General features: G+C 57.4%; 16 protein-coding genes. 7 read left to right on the forward strand and 9 right to left on the reverse strand.

Translation table 11 applies throughout. The annotated features are described in order from the left end of the window. Nucleotides 1–95: 95 nt before the first annotated feature. Together ACID345_RS17970 and ACID345_RS17975 are read right to left on the reverse strand one after the other, a co-directional pair. Nucleotides 96–1,109 carry an HNH endonuclease signature motif containing protein gene (locus ACID345_RS17970; RefSeq protein WP_148210163.1) on the reverse strand — a complete coding sequence of 338 codons (1,014 nt, stop codon included), beginning with the start codon at nt 1,107–1,109 and terminating at the stop codon, nt 96–98. Nucleotides 1,110–1,480: 371 nt separating this feature from the next. After that, complete coding sequence (locus tag ACID345_RS17975; RefSeq protein WP_228370669.1) at nt 1,481–2,164, reverse strand: REP-associated tyrosine transposase; 684 nt, start codon at nt 2,162–2,164, stop codon at nt 1,481–1,483. 150 nt (nt 2,165–2,314) lie between these two features. Here ACID345_RS17975 and ACID345_RS17980 point away from each other — a divergent pair, with 150 nt between their 5' ends. Then, on the forward strand, nt 2,315–2,806 hold the full coding sequence (locus ACID345_RS17980) for a hypothetical protein (protein ID WP_011524278.1): 492 nt from the start codon (nt 2,315–2,317) through the stop codon (nt 2,804–2,806). Between the two features lie 348 nt (nt 2,807–3,154). On the opposite strand, the gene ACID345_RS17985 is transcribed toward ACID345_RS17980, so the two are convergent. Further along, nucleotides 3,155–4,762 carry an ABC-F family ATP-binding cassette domain-containing protein gene (locus ACID345_RS17985; protein ID WP_011524279.1) on the reverse strand — a complete coding sequence of 536 codons (1,608 nt, stop codon included), beginning with the start codon at nt 4,760–4,762 and terminating at the stop codon, nt 3,155–3,157. A gap of 168 nt (nt 4,763–4,930) precedes the next feature. Between ACID345_RS17985 and ACID345_RS17990 the strand changes: the two genes are divergently transcribed. The 5 genes from ACID345_RS17990 (at nt 4,931) to ACID345_RS18010 (ending at nt 10,588) form a co-directional block, all read left to right on the forward strand. Continuing rightward, nucleotides 4,931–5,836 (forward strand): sensor domain-containing diguanylate cyclase, encoded by a 906-nt coding sequence (locus ACID345_RS17990; RefSeq protein ID WP_011524280.1) that lies wholly within the window; start codon nt 4,931–4,933, stop codon nt 5,834–5,836. A 9-nt stretch (nt 5,837–5,845) separates the two neighbouring features. Next, entirely contained in the window at nt 5,846–6,751 is a 906-nt protein-coding gene (gene motA / locus ACID345_RS17995; protein ID WP_011524281.1) for a flagellar motor stator protein MotA, read from the forward strand. Nucleotides 6,752–6,760: 9 nt separating this feature from the next. Continuing rightward, nucleotides 6,761–7,555 carry a flagellar motor protein MotB gene (locus ACID345_RS18000; protein ID WP_011524282.1) on the forward strand — a complete coding sequence of 265 codons (795 nt, stop codon included), beginning with the start codon at nt 6,761–6,763 and terminating at the stop codon, nt 7,553–7,555. 124 nt (nt 7,556–7,679) lie between these two features. Beyond that, nucleotides 7,680–9,476, forward strand: coding sequence for a M28 family peptidase (locus tag ACID345_RS18005; RefSeq protein WP_011524283.1), 1,797 nt, complete (start codon nt 7,680–7,682; stop codon nt 9,474–9,476). Between the two features lie 8 nt (nt 9,477–9,484). Further along, on the forward strand, nt 9,485–10,588 hold the full coding sequence (locus ACID345_RS18010; RefSeq protein ID WP_011524284.1) for a TolB family protein: 1,104 nt from the start codon (nt 9,485–9,487) through the stop codon (nt 10,586–10,588). Here the strand turns inward: ACID345_RS18010 and ACID345_RS18015 are convergent, their stop codons facing one another. After that, nucleotides 10,589–11,494 carry a PilZ domain-containing protein gene (locus ACID345_RS18015; protein ID WP_011524285.1) on the reverse strand — a complete coding sequence of 302 codons (906 nt, stop codon included), beginning with the start codon at nt 11,492–11,494 and terminating at the stop codon, nt 10,589–10,591. Between the two features lie 231 nt (nt 11,495–11,725). Here ACID345_RS18015 and ACID345_RS18020 point away from each other — a divergent pair, with 231 nt between their 5' ends. After that, nucleotides 11,726–12,241, forward strand: coding sequence for a DUF2127 domain-containing protein (locus ACID345_RS18020; protein ID WP_187148849.1), 516 nt, complete (start codon nt 11,726–11,728; stop codon nt 12,239–12,241). Here the strand turns inward: ACID345_RS18020 and ACID345_RS18025 are convergent. The 5 genes from ACID345_RS18025 to ACID345_RS18045 form a co-directional block, all read right to left on the reverse strand. Then, entirely contained in the window at nt 12,238–12,999 is a 762-nt protein-coding gene (locus tag ACID345_RS18025; RefSeq protein WP_011524287.1) for a LytR/AlgR family response regulator transcription factor, read from the reverse strand. The two genes, ACID345_RS18020 and ACID345_RS18025, sit on opposite strands and share 4 nt — an antisense overlap. Continuing rightward, nucleotides 12,996–14,069, reverse strand: a complete 1,074-nt coding sequence (locus ACID345_RS18030; protein ID WP_011524288.1) for a sensor histidine kinase — start codon at nt 14,067–14,069, stop codon at nt 12,996–12,998. Before ACID345_RS18030 ends, ACID345_RS18025 begins: the two co-directional genes overlap by 4 nt. A gap of 5 nt (nt 14,070–14,074) precedes the next feature. Continuing rightward, nucleotides 14,075–14,779 (reverse strand): LiaI-LiaF-like domain-containing protein, encoded by a 705-nt coding sequence (locus ACID345_RS18035; RefSeq protein ID WP_011524289.1) that lies wholly within the window; start codon nt 14,777–14,779, stop codon nt 14,075–14,077. Then, nucleotides 14,776–15,024 (reverse strand): LiaF transmembrane domain-containing protein, encoded by a 249-nt coding sequence (locus ACID345_RS18040; RefSeq protein ID WP_041855847.1) that lies wholly within the window; start codon nt 15,022–15,024, stop codon nt 14,776–14,778. The genes ACID345_RS18035 and ACID345_RS18040 overlap by 4 nt, the downstream gene beginning before the upstream one ends. Before the next feature lie 134 nt (nt 15,025–15,158). After that, nucleotides 15,159–16,568: a hypothetical protein gene (locus ACID345_RS18045; RefSeq protein ID WP_041855848.1), complete on the reverse strand. Its 1,410-nt coding sequence runs from the start codon at nt 16,566–16,568 to the stop codon at nt 15,159–15,161. Nucleotides 16,569–16,657 lie beyond the last annotated feature (89 nt).

Consider the following 16,657-nt stretch of genomic DNA (forward strand, 5'->3'; position numbering starts at 1 on the left):
GGTTTAGATGGATCGTCCCTTTTGGCATCCTATTTTTCGCCTCTCAGTAATTGCAGACCCATCGGGCACCACGGTTGTCGCAACACCCGAATCGTTTAGCTTTTTCGTCGCTTCTTATCGCTGCCGCCTCGCGGCCTTTTACGGTCGGCCGACGAAAACCGATCCGCAGAAGCCGCTTGCGTTTTTAGGGCCGTGATCGCTCGCTTCCGTTCACCAAGAGCGAGATAAAGCTTCGGCAAGAGCAACAGATCATTCGACGCTTCGATTTCAGATCTTTTCGCCACTAATAATGCGTCGAGTTCAGAGTTCCATCCAAGCTCTTCTAGGCACCGCACCTGCCACCACAAATCTCCGATCTTGCTCCGACTCTCCAACTCCAATTCGAACAGTTTCGCGACAGCGCCGGCGTCGCACAACTCCTTGAGGTAATATGCTGCACTAAACTGATTGCCTCCATCTATCGATTCAGCAATCCCTAAGCAGTAGTGCTTCACGGCATTCGGCCAATCGTTGATCTTTGCGTACGTGCGGCCGAGAGACAAGTAACTCTTGTCGCGCTGCTGACGAGAGATGATCTCTGACACCTTTTCATTGGGGACTAGGTCTGCCCTTCCCTGCAGAGACCGTAGAAAAAGCTCCGATTCTGCTGATGTCCCTGAACGGATAGCTTTCTCAATATATTTGTCTCGCAGATCAATACCGCCGTAAGTGTTGTAATGCATCGCAAGCAGTTCGTACGCCTTATTCTCCCGCAATGCCTCGGCGGTACTCGTTACGTAGTCGATCTGGTCGTCAGCCTGAACGAATTCTGATTCTCTCTTTTCTTCGACCATCCTCTGGAATGACACAATGCGAGCCCAGTCAGCCCTGTACAAAATGATTTGCTCAGCGTCTAACTTCTTCGCGAACCCTCCAATGAGCATTGTCAAATTGTGGCATTCAAAGCAGAGTACCGCGAGGTTTTCGATTGCGTTGTTCGATGGATTCTCATCTATGTGGTGAATCTGAACAGGCTTGCCACTCTGTCTGCAGACGCAGCATGTCCGGTCTGACAAGAACAATACTTTCGCGGAGATGCCTGCTGGGATGGCGACGCGGCGTTTCTTCACGCCCTTCTTGGACACACCGATTAGCCCCTACTTTTTGACAGATTGTCCCACGAATTACGCGAACTGGACAGAGACAAGGCGGGTGGACAGGGTGGACCTCCGGTCGGCCGCACCCGGCAGACTTCCAGAGATTATCGGCGGGTGGCCCACCCCAGCACTTTCAACCTCTGGGTGCCCCATTCTAGGGATTCACTGCCTTTGTGAATCGCTAGGGTGGGGCGGTTTGTTGGTTGGACGATGACTCTCGACCTGACCGAAATGCCCCACCCTAAGATTTCGCTCAACAGCGAAGCGAAATCTTAGAATGGGGCACCCCTAAAATGGACACCCAGATGGACACCCATCGCATGAGACACCCGTCGTGCTGAGGGCTATATCTTGGTAGACCCGGGATCACCGAAGGTCGTCGCGTCGCGATCTTTCTTGAGCTCGAACCGAATCCCGGCGCGTTCACGGCGAAGTGCCGTCCAGTGGGATTCGAGTTCTACAGTACCGATTTCACCGAAAGCATGATGGCGAAAGCTGCTCCAGGTCCACTGTTCCGGGCTTTTTACCAAACCGCGTTTTACAGGATTTTGGTGGAGGTAGTGGAGCTTCTCCCAGAACTTGTCCGCCGCGCGGACGTTGAAATCGTAATAACGCTTTTGCCAGAAGTGTTCCCTGCCGCCGATCAGGAGGCGCGAGACAGATTGCTTGATCGACTGGAGGGCCGTTGCCAGATTCGATCTCTGCGGTTCCCACACCAGCAGATGCACATGCTCGGGCATCACGACATACCCTGCCACCGGCATCCCGTAGCGAACCCGAGTGTCTTCCAACGACAACTCGAATTGTTGTTTTGCGCTGGTACTCGATAAGTAGGGCAGACGGTGGTAGCAGCTGAAGGTTATGAAGTGGGACTGACCGGTGTGCTGGTATCGCTTGAGGCCCCAAGGCATATTGAAAAGATAAGGAATGCCGGCCGGCGCTTCTGTGATTCGGGTCTCGGATGAGTGTGACGATTTCGGGTATTCCAGGGATTCACTTCCTTGGTAAACGCGATCGAACTGCCCCACCCTAAGCTTTCGCTCAAAACCGGAGCGAAAGCTTAGAATGGGGCACCCAGAGGTTTACATGGTGGTTGGGTGGGCCACCCGCCCGGATTTAAGACTGAAGCTGATGTGATAAATGCATTTGCGGAATTGGCTGGAGGAAGAGGCATCTAGATGGCTGTGTGGCAATTTAGGGTGGTTCTGCTCCCTGTCAGTCCGCTACAGCAGCGCCTTGGCAGCATACCTTCTCACATTCCGGCCGAGATAGCACAGACGACTAATTGGTGGCGAGGTCTTCAGCCTCCGACCGGATTTGAGCGGGGTATCGACCTGCTCCTTCCCCAAAGACCTCCTTGGTCAGACAATCTGCTCGTTTGGGGAGATGAGGATTCGAATGACGCATACGTGTTTTACGAAACGCCCCAGAAAACCGTCGTCGAGGAAATCAGCTTCCGACTTGACGCTCGAGAGATCGACCTCCACCTAGTTGCAGGAATTTGCAACTTCGCTCGCCTGCTTGAATGCGTGTTAGTCACCGGCGAGAATATGGTCATTGTTCCTGAACAGCCTAATGTACTGGTGGCTTTCTTGCGATCCAGCGCGAAACACTTCGTCGATGACCCGGAGAATGCATTGAAGAGCATCCGGCGCGAGCGACTCCAGTAGCGTCGTGTTATCTATGGTGTCAACAAAATCCTTCCACTTCCCTCATCCCACTTTTCGGGCAAAAGCGGCGACTTGAACACTTTTATGGTTCCAGGGTCACGTTTTAGCGCGTTTGGGGAAAAAAATCAGGGGGCTGGAACGCGATTTTTGCGGCGGCGTTTGGGACACCGTTTTGCAAATACCCGCTAAATAAGCACTTAGAAAAAGTTGTTTACCAACTTCTAACTTCGGGTTTTGCCGTGAGTTTTCCTGGTTTCTTGCCTGTAACTTGGTATGCGCAGCTCCGCAGAAAAGCAGATCCCTCGCTGCGCTCGGGATGACAAGAGGCAGCGAGGTAGATCAAAACAGTTAAGCAGTTGCTGAACTGTGGGACTGGAATTCTTCGTACGGGCCCTGGAAGTCTTCAATCTTCCCCGGCTCGAAGTGCCAGATTCTCGTCGCTACTTCATCGATCACATCGTGGTCGTGCGTGACCAATAACAGCGTGCCTTCGTAGCGCTGCAGCGCGATGTTGAGCGCGTTGATCGACTCTAAATCCAGGTGGTTCGTAGGCTCGTCGAGCACAAGAATGTTGGGCTTCTGCAGCATGAGCTTGCAGAAAATCAGGCGCGCGGTTTCGCCGCCACTCAGCGCCGCGGTCGGCTTCAGGCCTTCTTCTCCGCTGAACAACATCTGCCCAAGCAGTCCGCGGATTTCTTCTTTGCTCGCCTTCGCATCGAACTGCTGCAGCCAATCGGCGGCCGTCATTCCATGTTGAATCGTGCCGGTGTGGTCCTGCGCGAAGTAGCCGATCTGCGCTTCGTGTCCCCACTTCACCGTGCCGTGATCGATGCCAAACCCGTAGTCATCGAGGCCCGGCGCGTTGGCCAGCAGCGCGCGCAGCAGCGTAGTTTTGCCGAGACCGTTGCGTCCCATGAGCGCGATTTTTTCGCCGCGCTGCAGTGCCGCGCTGAATCCGGTGATGACCTTGTGTTCACCGTAAGCCTTATGAACACCGGCGAATTCGAGCACGTGCCGTCCCGACGGCCGCACCTGGTCGAAGCGAATGTAGGGGCGCTGAATGTTGGAGCGCGCGAGTTCGGTGGTCTGAAGTCTCTCTACTTCTTTCTTACGCGACGTCACCTGGCTTGAACGCGTGCCGGCTGAAAAGCGCGCGATGAATTCGTTGAGCTGCGCGATCTTCTTTTCGCGCTGGGAATTTTCGGATTCGATGCGCGAGCGGACTTGCGTCTTGGCGACGACCATCTCGTCGTAGCCGCCGGTGTAGGTGATGATGGTTTGGTAGTCGATGTCGGCGGTGTGGGTGGTGACGCTGTTGAGGAAGTGGCGATCGTGGGAGATGACGATCATCGTTCCTTCAAAGCGATTGAGGAAGTCCTGCAGCCAGTGGATGGAGTCGAGATCGAGCGAGTTGGTGGGCTCGTCGAGGAGCAGCGCTTGCGGCTTGCCGAAGAGGGCTTGTGCGAGCAGCACGCGGACTTTCTGGCCGCCCTGGAGCTCCGACATCTTGCGCTCGTGAAAGCTGTCGGGGATATCGAGACCTTGCAGCAGGATCGCGGCGTCGGATTCGGCGGTGTAGCCGTCTTCGTCGCCGACAATGCCTTCGAGCTCACCGAGGCGGATGCCGTCGTCGTCGGTAAGGTCGGGCTTGGCGTAGAGCACTTCGCGCTCAGCGAGGGCGGCCCACAGGCCCTTGTTGCCCATGATCACGGTGTCGATGACGCGGAATTCGTCGAAGGCGTACTGGTCCTGCTTGAGGACGGAGAGCTTTTTCGGGCGAACGACGTTGCCCTTCTGGGGCTCGAGCTCGCCGGAGAGGACCTTCATCAGCGTCGATTTGCCGGAGCCGTTGGGGCCAGTGAGGCCGTAGCGGCGTCCGGGGATGAAGGAGACGGAGACTTCTTCGAACAAAATTTTTGCGCCGTAGCGCATGGTTACGTTTGAAACAGAGAGCATGTCTTTTCGTTGAACCTGTGCTTGGAACTGCGGGTGGAAGACAGTATCGAGGGCGGGACCTACGATAGCTTCGTGCAACTTCTATTTTAGCGGAGATTGGCGGTTTGTGCTGCAGATGAGGCCATCTCAAGCCCTGCGCTTCTCTGCCGATGTACACCTCAGAACCCCATGGCCGACCTGCTGCAAGACGGTGTGTTTCAGCGCGTGCTGAGCGAGTTGCTCGTGGGGGTGTACTTCACCGACCGGGAGCGCAGGATTGTGTTCTGGAATGCGGGGGCGGAGCGGATCACGGGGTATCTGAGCCATGAGGTGATTGGGCGGATGTGCCGGGAGGAGATCCTGATGCATTGCGACCATCAGCGGCGGAATGTGTGCGTGTCGTGTTGTCCGCTGGCGGAGGCGATGCTGGATGGGAAAGCGCGCGAGGCTTCGTTGTTTTTGCGACATAAGACGGGGCATCGGGTGCCGGTACGGATTCACTCGATGCCGATCCGCGATGCGAAGGGGACGATTATCGGCGCAGCGGAATGTTTCCAGCGGCAGCATGATGTGTGGCATCCGGAGCGACGGGATGCGAATAACCGCGACAGTTACGCAGTGCGGGGAATTCCGGACTACAGCTTCATGGTGTCGGAGCTGAGGATGCGCCTGGGGCGATTCGAAGGAAGCGGCGCCGGATTCGGCGTGCTGTGCCTGGAGGTGGACCGCTTCGATTCGCTGAGGTCGACACGCGGACACGAAGCGTGCGAGACGGTGCTGCACGTGATCAGCAATACGCTGCAGAACACGATCCGCCAGGGCGATTGTTTGGGAGCGTGGTCGGAGGCGCGGTTGATGTTGTTGTTGAATGCGGCGACACCGGAAGCGGTGGTGCGGGCCGGAGAGCGGACACGAGGACTGGTGAGTTGTTCGAACGTGACGTGGTGGGGCGATCCAGTGCCGATCACGATTGCGTGCGGCGCGACGGTAGCGAAAACGCGCGACACGATGGAGTCGATCGTGCGGAGAGCGGAGCGCGCGTTGGACGAAAGCCTGGCGGCTGGCGGCAATCGCGTGATGCTCATACAGGAATAAGGAAGGGCGATGTTCGCGATCATCGGAATTGTCGTAGTGTTCGGCTGCGTGATTGGGGGCTTTCTCATGGAGAAAGGCCAAATCATGGTGCTGTTACAGCCGGCGGAATTACTGATCATCGGCGGAGCGGCAGCGGGAACGATCCTAGTAGCGAACCCGATGCGCATTGTGAAGAAGATTGTGAGTGGACTGCTGGGAGTTTTGAAGGGATCGAAGTACAACCAGACGGCGTACGTAGACTCGCTGAAGATGATGTACGAACTGTTGAATAAGGCGCGAAGGCAGGGGCTAGTGGCGCTGGAGTCGGACATTGAAGAGCCGGACAAGAGCCCGATCTTCACCAAGTACAAGTCATTTACCAGCGATCACCATGTACGCGATTTTGTGTGCGACACGATGCGGATGTCGGTGACAGGAGGCGTAGATCCGTTCGATGTGGACCAGATGATCGATACGGACATGGAAGTGCATCACGCAGAAATCACGGAGCCGGTGGCGTCGCTGACGACGGTGGCGGATTCCCTGCCCGGACTTGGGATCGTGGCGGCGGTACTTGGCGTGGTGATCACGATGGGCGCGCTCGGCGGGCCTCCGGAAGAGATTGGGCACAAGGTAGCGGCGGCGCTGGTGGGAACGTTCCTGGGAATTCTGTTGTGTTACGGGATGGTGGGGCCGCTGGCGTCGAACATGGCCAAGACGGCGGATGAGGAGCACGCATACTACGGTGTGCTGCGGGTGGTGATGATTGCTTTCATGAAGGGCATTTCTCCGCTTCTGGCGATCGAGATGGGACGGCGTGCGATTCCGGGGTATGTGCGACCAAGTTTTGCAGACGTGGAGAAGGCGTGCCGAGAGGCAGGAAGCGGCGCGGCGGCGGCAGCGCCCTCAGACGCGCCCGATGCACCGGCGGCTTAGGAGTGAGGTATGTCGTCAGCAGCGCGGCCGATCATTATTAAGAAGAAGGGCGGGCACGGCGGCCATCATGGCGGCGCATGGAAGGTGGCATACGCGGATTTCGTGACCGCAATGATGGCGTTGTTCATCGTGTTGTGGCTGATGAACACGAGTAAGCCGGTCAAAGAAGCGATCAGCGGATACTTCAAGGACCCGAGCGGAACGGCCAAGAAAACGGGGTCTGCACAGAGCGGGACTGGCGAGAACTTCACGATCACCAAAGACAACATGCCAGAGCTGAAAGAGCAGTTGCAACGCGCGATCCGCAAGATGAACAACTTCGAACAATTGAAGAAACAGATTGAGATCACGGTGACGTCAGAGGGATTGCGAATCGAACTGCTGGAGTCAGCGGCAGGAACGTTTTTCGATAGTGGCAGCGCACGTCCCAACGACAGCGGGAAAGAGTTGCTGGAAATGCTGGCGCACGAGTTGCAGAACTTGCCGAATACGATCTCAATCGAAGGGCATACGGACTCGAAACCGTTCGTGGGAAACGGGAGCTACAGCAATTGGGAGCTTTCGGCTGACCGCGCGAATGCGGCGCGAAGACTGATGCAAGACAGCGGAGTTCGTGGGAACCAGGTGTCGCAGGTGCGCGGGTTCGCGGACCAGAATCTGCGAAAGAAAGATGCGCCGGAAGATCCATCGAACCGGAGGATCACGATATTGGTGCAGTATCTGCCGAAGGTGGAGGGGGAAAGCGAGGCTGCGAAAGCAGAGGGTGAGCACGAACGCGCGGAGGAAAAGCACGCCGAGCATTGATGTTTTTTACCAACAGCGTTAGTGCGAGGATAGGGGTCCTTCGACTTCGCACGCTTCGCGTGCTTCGCTCAGGATGACAGGAGATTGACAGAGCTCATCTGTGCACCTAGGATTCGGGGCACTCATGAATGTGCGCAGAGTTTCGTTGGTTGCGATCGCTCCGCTCCTGGTGATTTTCGCCGCGTCTGCTGATACGCCTACGGTTTCGCCGGCCGATCCGAACCGGTATATCGCGGATATCAAGGTGCTCGCGTCGCCTGAATTCGAGGGGCGAGGCGCGGGCACCAAGGGCATTGAGCGCGCGACGAAGATGCTCGAACAGCGCTATAAGAGCCTGGGGCTGGAACCTGCGGGGATGAAGGGCTTTTTGCAGCCGTTCACGGTGACAACGGGCGCGAAGCTGAAATCGGACAATCGCGCCAGCGTGAACAAAGCCGAGTTGCAGCTGACTAAGGACTACGTGCCGTTCAGCTTTTCATCTTCTGGAACGGTGACGGCGCCGTTGGTGTTCGTGGGTTACGGTGCGAGCGCGGATGAGTTCCAGTACGACGACTATGCTGGTCAGGATGTGAAGGACAAGATCGTTGTCGTCTTGCGCTATGAGCCCGACAGTTTTTCGAAGAACGGCAAAGATGGGCTGACGCAACATTCGCACCTGATCACGAAGGCGATCAATGCGCGCAACCACGGCGCGAAGGCTGTAATCATCGTGAACGGCAAGCTGGCGGACAACGAAGAAGACGTCCTGCCGCGGTTTGGAAGCACGAGTGGGCCGCAGGATTCCGGTATTTTGCTGATCCAGGTAAAGAACGCGGTCGCGGATGAATGGTTCAAGGCGGCGGGAAAGTCGCTCACCGAGGTGCAGATGCAGATTGCACATTCCGGCAAGCCGAACTCCTTCGCCTTCCCTGCGGACATGCAAGCCACGATCAAAGTGGACATTGAAGGAACGCATGCGCGCGTAAATAACGTGCTCGCCTATCTGCCGGGCAAGAGAGATGAGTATGTGATCATCGGCGCGCACTACGACCATCTGGGATATGGCGATTCGAATTCGCTGGCGCCGTCGCAGATTGGGCACATCCATCCGGGAGCAGATGACAACGGTTCGGGTACGGCGGGTGTGCTGGAGTTGGCGCGGGTGCTGGCGCCGTTAAAGGGGCAGCTTCCGCGCGGGATTTTATTCATGTCGTTCGCGGGCGAAGAGCTTGGGCTGTTGGGATCGGCAGAGTGGGTGAAGCATCCGACGAAGCCGCTGGACAAGGCAGTAGCGATGCTGAACATGGACATGATCGGCCGCATTAAGGACGACAAGGTTTTCATCGGCGGCGTGGGTACGGGTTCAAGCTTCAAGCAGTTCCTTGAGGAAGACCAGCCGAAGTCAGGATTCAAGGTGGAGTATTCGCAAGGTGGGTATTCGGCGAGCGATCACACATCGTTCGTGACCGCGAAGATCCCGGTGCTGTTCTTCTTCTCGGGATTGCACTCGGACTATCACAAGCCATCGGACACCTGGGACAAGATCAATGCACCGGAGGCGGCGAAGCTGCTGAACCTTGTGGATCAGGTGGCGCTGCAAATCGACGAGGACGCCAAGCGGCCGGAGTTTAAGACGGTCATCGAAGACAAGCCTGTTGGCGGCGGGGGGAGCGGCTATGGGCCGTACTTCGGATCGATTCCTGATTTCGGCGAGGTGAAAGAGGGAGTGAAGTTCTCCGATGTGCGGCCGGGATCGCCGGCGGCGAAGGCGGGGTTGAAGGGCGGCGATATTCTCGTCCAGTTCGGTGATAAGCCGATTAAGAACCTTTACGACTTCACGGATGCGTTGCGGCGAAGCAAGGTGGGGGATGTGGTTAAGGTGAAGGTTTTGCGCGATGGGCAGCCGATTGAGGCAGACGTTAAACTCGAACAACGCAAATAACACTACCTATGATGAAGAGCAAAGTTCTGCACGGCTTGTTTTCTACCTTGTTGATCGCGGCGTCGTTCTCGCTGGTTCGCGCCCAGGACGCAGCAAAGCCGCTGACGCTTCCGGAAGAGAAGCACTTGAAGAATGTGCGCCAGCTTACATTTGGCGGCCAGAATGCCGAGGCTTATTTCTCGGCTGACGATAAATATCTGATCTTCCAGCACCAGGGCGATGGCGTGCCCTGCGATCAGATCTACACCATGGAAGTCGATCCGGTGAAGGCGAATCACGCAACGTTGTTAGATCTCAGTCTCGCGCCCCCGAAGCTGGTGAGTACCGGCAAAGGGCGTACGACGTGCAGCTACTGGTTCCCTTCCGGCGAGCGGATTCTGTTTTCGTCCACGCACGCGGCGAATGCGGAGTGCCCGCCGAAACCTGATTATTCGAAGGGCTACGTCTGGCCGATTTATGACACTTACCAGATCTATACGGCGAAGGCGGATGGCAGCGATCTGAAGCAGCTCACGCACGAGAAGGGTTACAACGCGGAAGCCACGATCACCCGCGACGGCAAACACATTGTGTTTACTTCGACGCGCAATGGCGACCTCGATATCTACACGATGGACGCCGATGGCTCGCACGTGAAGCAGCTCACGCACGAATTAGGTTATGACGGCGGGCCGTTCTGGTCGTATGACGGGAAGAAGATCGTGTATCGCGCGCAGCATCCGAAGAACGCGGAAGAAGAGAAAGACTACAGGGACCTGCTGGGGAAGGGATTGATCCGTCCGGGAAACCTTGAGCTTTGGGTGATGAACGCCGATGGGAGCAACAAGCACCAAGTGACACGCAATGGTGCGGCGAACTTTGCGCCCTACTGGCTGCCGGATGGGAAGCGGATTATTTTCGCGTCGAACCAGGCGGACCCGAAGAACGGGCGTGACTTCGATCTGTACATCATCAACGAAGATGGGACCGGGCAGGAGCGGATCACGTTCCATCCGGATTTCGACGGCTTCCCGATGTTCACGTCGGATGGCAAGCGGCTGGTGTGGGCATCGAACCGCAACGGTAAAGCGCCGCACGAGACAAACGTGTTTCTTGCCGACTGGGCGGAGTAGTTAGCGCTCGACTTTGACTTCGGTGGTGCCGAGTCGGGCGTCGAATTCGGCGCGAAGACCAATGAGATCGTCGCGCAAGGAATTTGCGAACTGCTCGAGCTGATCGCGGTCGGACTTTTGCAGTGTCGCAGCCGCGGCCCAGGTGCGCAGTTGTTCTAAAGCTTCGGCAAGTTTTTCCAACGCAGGCAGGTCCGTTCGCTCTGGCTCAACGGTCGAGGGTGCAAGGATCTTCTCACGGATCAAACGGCTCAGGCGCTCTGCGTCGTCAGCGTTGGCGAAGGCAAATTCGATGCCCATACCGATGCCCGGAAACGAAGTACGAACTAGGGCAGGGATGAGCATGGATTCGTCCAGGAAGATCGTGAGCTCGAAGTTTGTGTTCGGCGGCAGTGGTGAGTGAGTGTCGATGTAACAGCCGCCGGGGCTGATGTCGGTGCAACGTGCCCACGATTTCACTGTCGAACCAGCGTGGCTGATTTGGATCCCAAGGTCGCAGGGATGGCGAGGCGCAATGCGGCGCTCGATGTTGCCGGTGACCGTCGTCGGACTGTAGTTATTGCGTTTGAGAGCGGCCGAGGGTTCGAGATTCTCTTTGTGAGGACGATCGTCCACCCCCCAGATGTTGCGTGGGCCTTCGACGCACTCGATACCGATCTGTCCCTGAGAAGTAGAGCCTTTGCGGCCGATCCAGCGGACGCGGAACTTGCTCTTATAAACGCCTTTTTGCACGCCGATGAGGTCACCGGCAACAAGGGCTACTTCGACGCCCGCGAGCAGGCCGCCGCTCTTGGAGACATTGAGGGTGTGCGCAACTGCGTTGAACGGCTTGCCGGAGGCATCCATGCCGTAGATTCGCACCGGCAAAACGGCAGCGGTGCGAGGTTCTTTTCGGGTCGGATTATGCATTCTTCAAGTGCTCTTGCGAATCGTACTCGTGGGTTTGAGCCGGGGAAGAATTATCGTCGCGGTTTGGGAGAAAATTCCCAATCCCACAAACATGGATTCCGGGAGCGGGAGTCAAAGCAATTACGATTCGATGAACCGTGGAGAAAATCCGCAGCGCTTTGATGGCCTAAGATTTACACTAAAGCAGCACGCCACGAAAAACAGATTCTTCCGGGATTGCATCGCATCCTCTTGAAGACAGAAACGTTGCAAGACTACAAGCCCAAGTCGCATTTACAAGGTCTGCGCACGGTTGCGGCCGTTGAGATCGCCAAAGGTGCGCTCGCGATCTTTTTCAGTGTTTGGCTGCTGAGTTTCCGGGAGAAAGACCTGGGCGACATGATGGCGAACTTGCTGGACCGTCTGCATGTGGATCCGGCGCATACCATCGCGATCAGGCTCGTGAGCATGGCAGACCGGATCACGCCAGAGAAGCTCGAGATCGTCGCGTTGATTGGAGTCTTGTACGCGCTGATTCGCTTCGTGGAAGGTTACGGGCTGTGGAATGCGCGGACGTGGGCTGAGTATTTTGCGCTGATCTCCGGCGCCGCCTATTTGCCGTGGGAAGTTTGGGAGTTCGCGCGGCGGCCAAACTGGTTCCACGCAGTGCTGATACTGATCAACCTGGCGGTCGTGGCATACATTGCGTACGTGCGGTTTGCGGTGCATCGCGAACACAAGCGCGAACGTGAGGCGGTACAGATCTAAGCGCCGCCGTCGAGGACTTCACGGAGCCGCGCGTATCCGGAACGGCTGACCGGAAGTTTCGTTCCATCCTGAAGAATCGCGACACGGCTGTCTTTGCCGTAGGGTTCGACCTTCGCCACGCGATCTAAATTCACAATGTACGAGCGGTGGATGCGCAGGAACTGCTTTGGGTCGAGAACGGTCTCGATGCTGGAGATAGTTTGCTGCTTGAGGTGCTTAGCGCCTTTGCTGGCGAGGGCGATGTAGTCGTCCTGGGCTTCCACGAAATCGAGTTTCGCCGTAGGAATGATGTGGACGTTGGTGCCGTCGCGCACCACTAGACGATCAGCATACTGGCCAGGAGCAGTGGCGGCGGCGCGAAGTTCGGCGGAAACCGGCGTGGGCTTCTTTTCGCGGGCACGTTCCTTGGCGCGGGCGAGGGCGGCTTCGAAACGATCGGCGCCGTAGGGCTTGAGGAGGTAGTCCACGGCGTGGACGTCGAAGGCCTTCAGCGCGTATTGGTCGTATGCGGTGGCAAAGACGATCGCCATATCGGAGCCGATCAGTTCAAGAACTTCGAAACCATCGAGCTTCGGCATCTGGATGTCGAGGAAGAGCAGGTCGGGCTTGCGCTCGGTGACGGCCTTCACAGCTTCGAAGCCGTTGGCGCACTCGGCGATCAGTTCGATCTCGGAATGGTGAGAGAGCATCTCGTGCAGAACGGCGCGGGCGAGTTCTTCGTCATCAACAATTACGGCGGTGAGTTTGGATTCGGTCATGCGGGTACGCCTGCCTCGGCGGGGAGAATAAGTTGGACTTCAAAGGTGTCGTCTTTCTTATCGATAGCGAATTGTGCGCGGGTGCCGTAGCGAGCTTCCATACGCTGGCGCACGTTGACTAAGCCTACACCGCCGCGTCGGCGCGGAGGCGTATCGGGATCGTAGTTGTTTGCGACCTTGATGTGCAGCAGGTCCTGCTCCGGTTCGCGATTGACTTCGAGCTTTATCCATCCGCCTTGCGGCAGATTGGCGATGCCGTGGTTGACGGCATTCTCGATTAACGGCTGCAACAACAGCGGTGGAACCGTGAGTGACAAGGTTTCCAGCGCGACATCTTCCTGCATTTGCAGGCGTGCGCCGAACCGGATTTTTTCGACCGCGAGATATTTACGGAGCAGCGATAGTTCTTCGTCGAGCGGGATAACGGTCTTCTCGCCCATGCCTAGGGTGAGGCGAAGAAAGTCGGCAAGGGCGACGCACATGTCGCGTGCGCGCGCTGGATCAATCGACGTCAGTGCACTGATGGAATGAAGGCTGTTGAAGAGGAAGTGCGGGTTGATTTGCGTCTTCAGGGCGCGGAGTTCGGCATCGCGCGCGAGAACTTTCGCGGCGTTGAGGCGCTGCTCGGCGGCTTGCGAACGTTGTAAGGCGAGCAGAACGTAGTGCAATCCGACAGAGAGAAGATAAAGAAGGACGCCGGTAGCGAAGAGAATCGAGCCGATACGAGCGACGTGATGGGGCGCATCCGCAAAGCGCGGTGAATAAGCCATCAGCCGCGCAACGGCCTGCGCAACCAGCACCCATATCGAGCTCATGATGCTGGCGGCAAGTAGGTGCGTAGTGCCGATGCGCTGAATGCTTGACGTCTCAAGCGGCGTGGCCTTGCAGGTGTACCAGGCGGTGAGGCAGTCGAAGGCGTAGATAACGCAGAGAACCGGGACGAGAATGCCGGCCTCGGCGCGCGTCATGCCGCCGACGGCGCCGAAGAGATAGTAGAGCAGCGCGGCGAAGGGGACCCATGCCAGCAGGTAGAGGAACAGTCGCCGCAGTTGGCTGAGGATCGGGTGCATCGCGGCTAGTTTTTCACTTCCACGCCGCCGAAGATAGCCGCGCCGCGCACGTAGAGGTTCTTGGCCGGCTTGCCGTCACTCGGAAGATGGACGGTGGAGTCTTCATAGCCGCCGAAGATGCCGGTGCCTTCGACGATGACATTCCACGTGGGCGGAACGCGAATCTCTCCGCCTCCGAAAACTGCGGTTGCTTCGATCACCGCGGTGTCGCCTTCCATGTCAGCCTGGGTAAGGTCGAGTTGGAAGCCACCGAAGCAGGCGAAGACGGTGCCGCCGCGGAAGTTGCGGTCGCGCACTTTGCGATCGGTACCACCGAAGATGTTGACCGAGTTCAGGCTGCCGTCACCGGGCGGGGGCGGACTATCCACTCCGCCGGTGCCGCGCCAATAGCTTTGGAACAATAGTGAAAGCCCGCCGCCGATCACGAAGAGCGGCCACAACTGATCAATGCCGTATTTGAAATTCGCGAAATAGTGAAGCAACAACAACACGCCGATAAGGCCTAGGATGCCGCCCCACACGCGCTGGCCGGGGTTCGTGGCTTCAAAGACTTTGCCCAAGCCGACGATGATGAAAAGGCCGGGCCAGAAACGCCAGATCTCATGGAAATTGAGGTAACCCAACTGCGCGAGGAGCAGGAAGATCCCGATCGCGACGATGGCGACCCCGGTGAAGATTCCACCTTTTGGACCTCTGCGGCAACTGGTCATTGTCTTTCTCCGCTCCGCGCGAGGGAACGATTCGAGGCCTTGCGCTCTTCGCGCTCAAACAGTAACAGAACGCCAACTCCAATCAGCAAAAGAGGCCACAGATGGCTGACGAGCGGAGGAGCCGCGACGCTCCACTGCAATACGATCACGCCCAACCGAACCAGGGTGGCGACCAGACCTATTATGACGATTGCCGCCCCGATGACCATATCCGCTGTCCATACTTGATAACTGCTGCGTGCCATTGGACTGCTCCTTCTTGAAACTGTCCACAAAGTACGCTTTGGAGGCCTACGGAACTGCCTTTATTCGGCAAATGGGGGGCGGCTACCGGTCAGTGGCGGTTGGAAAGGAAGGACTTGTAGGCGGATTTCGCCGATCAGTGGAGCTGAAACCCGCCGACGGGAAAGGTCGCCTGAACCGGGCCGGTATCTTCCGTTGGCACCTGCGGAACGGAAGGCACTTGCTGTACGCGCGACTTCGACCGGAGGTTACGGTCGGCTTCTTCCAGCAGGCGCCAGTCAGCCTGAAACTCCGGCAGGACTTCGCGATTTTTCGACGCGCTGTAAAGTTCAGAGCGGATGCGCACGAGCAGGAGTTGGTAAGCGAGCTCGCTGTCTGAACCGTCCGAGTTGACGTTGCTCGCGCTGACACCTATTCGGCGGGTAGTTGAGCCGTCGCGATATTCCATCCAAAGCGCGCCAGAGGGACCGACGATCGGCTCGCCATTTGCATCCATCGTTACTGCAAAGGCCTTCGCGGTGCGGCCGAAGCGCGCATCCAGTTCGGCTGCATCCGGGGAGATTTCCCGCAGAGCTTCGTTGTAGCGCTCCCACATTTCCGACGTGCCAAACTGTTGCGCGCGTTCCGCATTACTCGCGGATTTCAGTTCGCCGGCAAGTTGAGGACCGGCATTACGCTTGGCAGCTTTCGCTTCGATTATCTGCGATGTGACTTCCTCGGTTGGGCGGCGGCGTAATTCACGCTCCGGATTGAAACGTCCGGTGAGCAGGTAGCTGGCAGTGAAGATCATGAGTTCGTTGCTCCGAAATAGCATGGGAAAGAACCACTTCTTCGAAGTGAACATGACCTCAGTGCCTTTGCGGGCATCGCTGCTGCGCCGATAGCTGCCGGGGATTTGGGTGATCCGCACAACATGAAAGTTGAGCTGATGCTTCACGGCATAGTGCGTAAAAGACTTCGCGATGGCCTTTGGGCTCGTCATCCCGAAGTCGTTGATGTAATCCGCCTGGGACGCTCCGGGAAAGTAGGTATTCACGACGAGGCGCGCGAAGTTGGCACAGTTCCGCGTGAAACCGTTATAGCGATCGACGTTGGGGAGAGCGTTGAATTTTGCGATGAAAACTTCGTCCCGCTCTGCCGTGGTCGAAGCGACGAACATGTAGATATCGCGGACGAAGGTGGCCGCGACAGTGTCGCGCCAGTTCGCCTTCTGGTCGTCGGTGCAAGGGCCTTGCGGACAGAGGTCTCGGAGCCAGGTTTGCCGGTAATGCGCCTGCAGCGCAGCCCGCAGGGCGGGCGAGCCATAGAGAGGACGATCGCCAGGGTTTTCTACTCCGTAGAGATAGACGCTCAGCGGCACGGCATTCCACTCGAACGGCTTATCTTCCAGGAAATTGCTGTAGTTGCTGATTACGATTCCCTGCTCTCCCGGCGAACACAGCCGCAGGTGAACGGGAGAGTCAGCACAAACGTTTGAGAGATAGACGGAAGAGTGGCCGGAGCTGGTAATGCGCGAGAGACCATCGTTGGTGGATTCGGCGAGCATTAAGCCGATATCGGCACGAGCAACACAGGTTAGAAATAAAAGGACACAGAGGGTCCGAACGAATCCCCACATCGCCAGTCCACACGCTC

Origin of the sequence: Candidatus Koribacter versatilis Ellin345 (genome assembly GCF_000014005.1) — a bacterium.
GTDB classification, from domain to species: domain Bacteria; phylum Acidobacteriota; class Terriglobia; order Terriglobales; family Acidobacteriaceae; genus Korobacter; species Korobacter versatilis_A.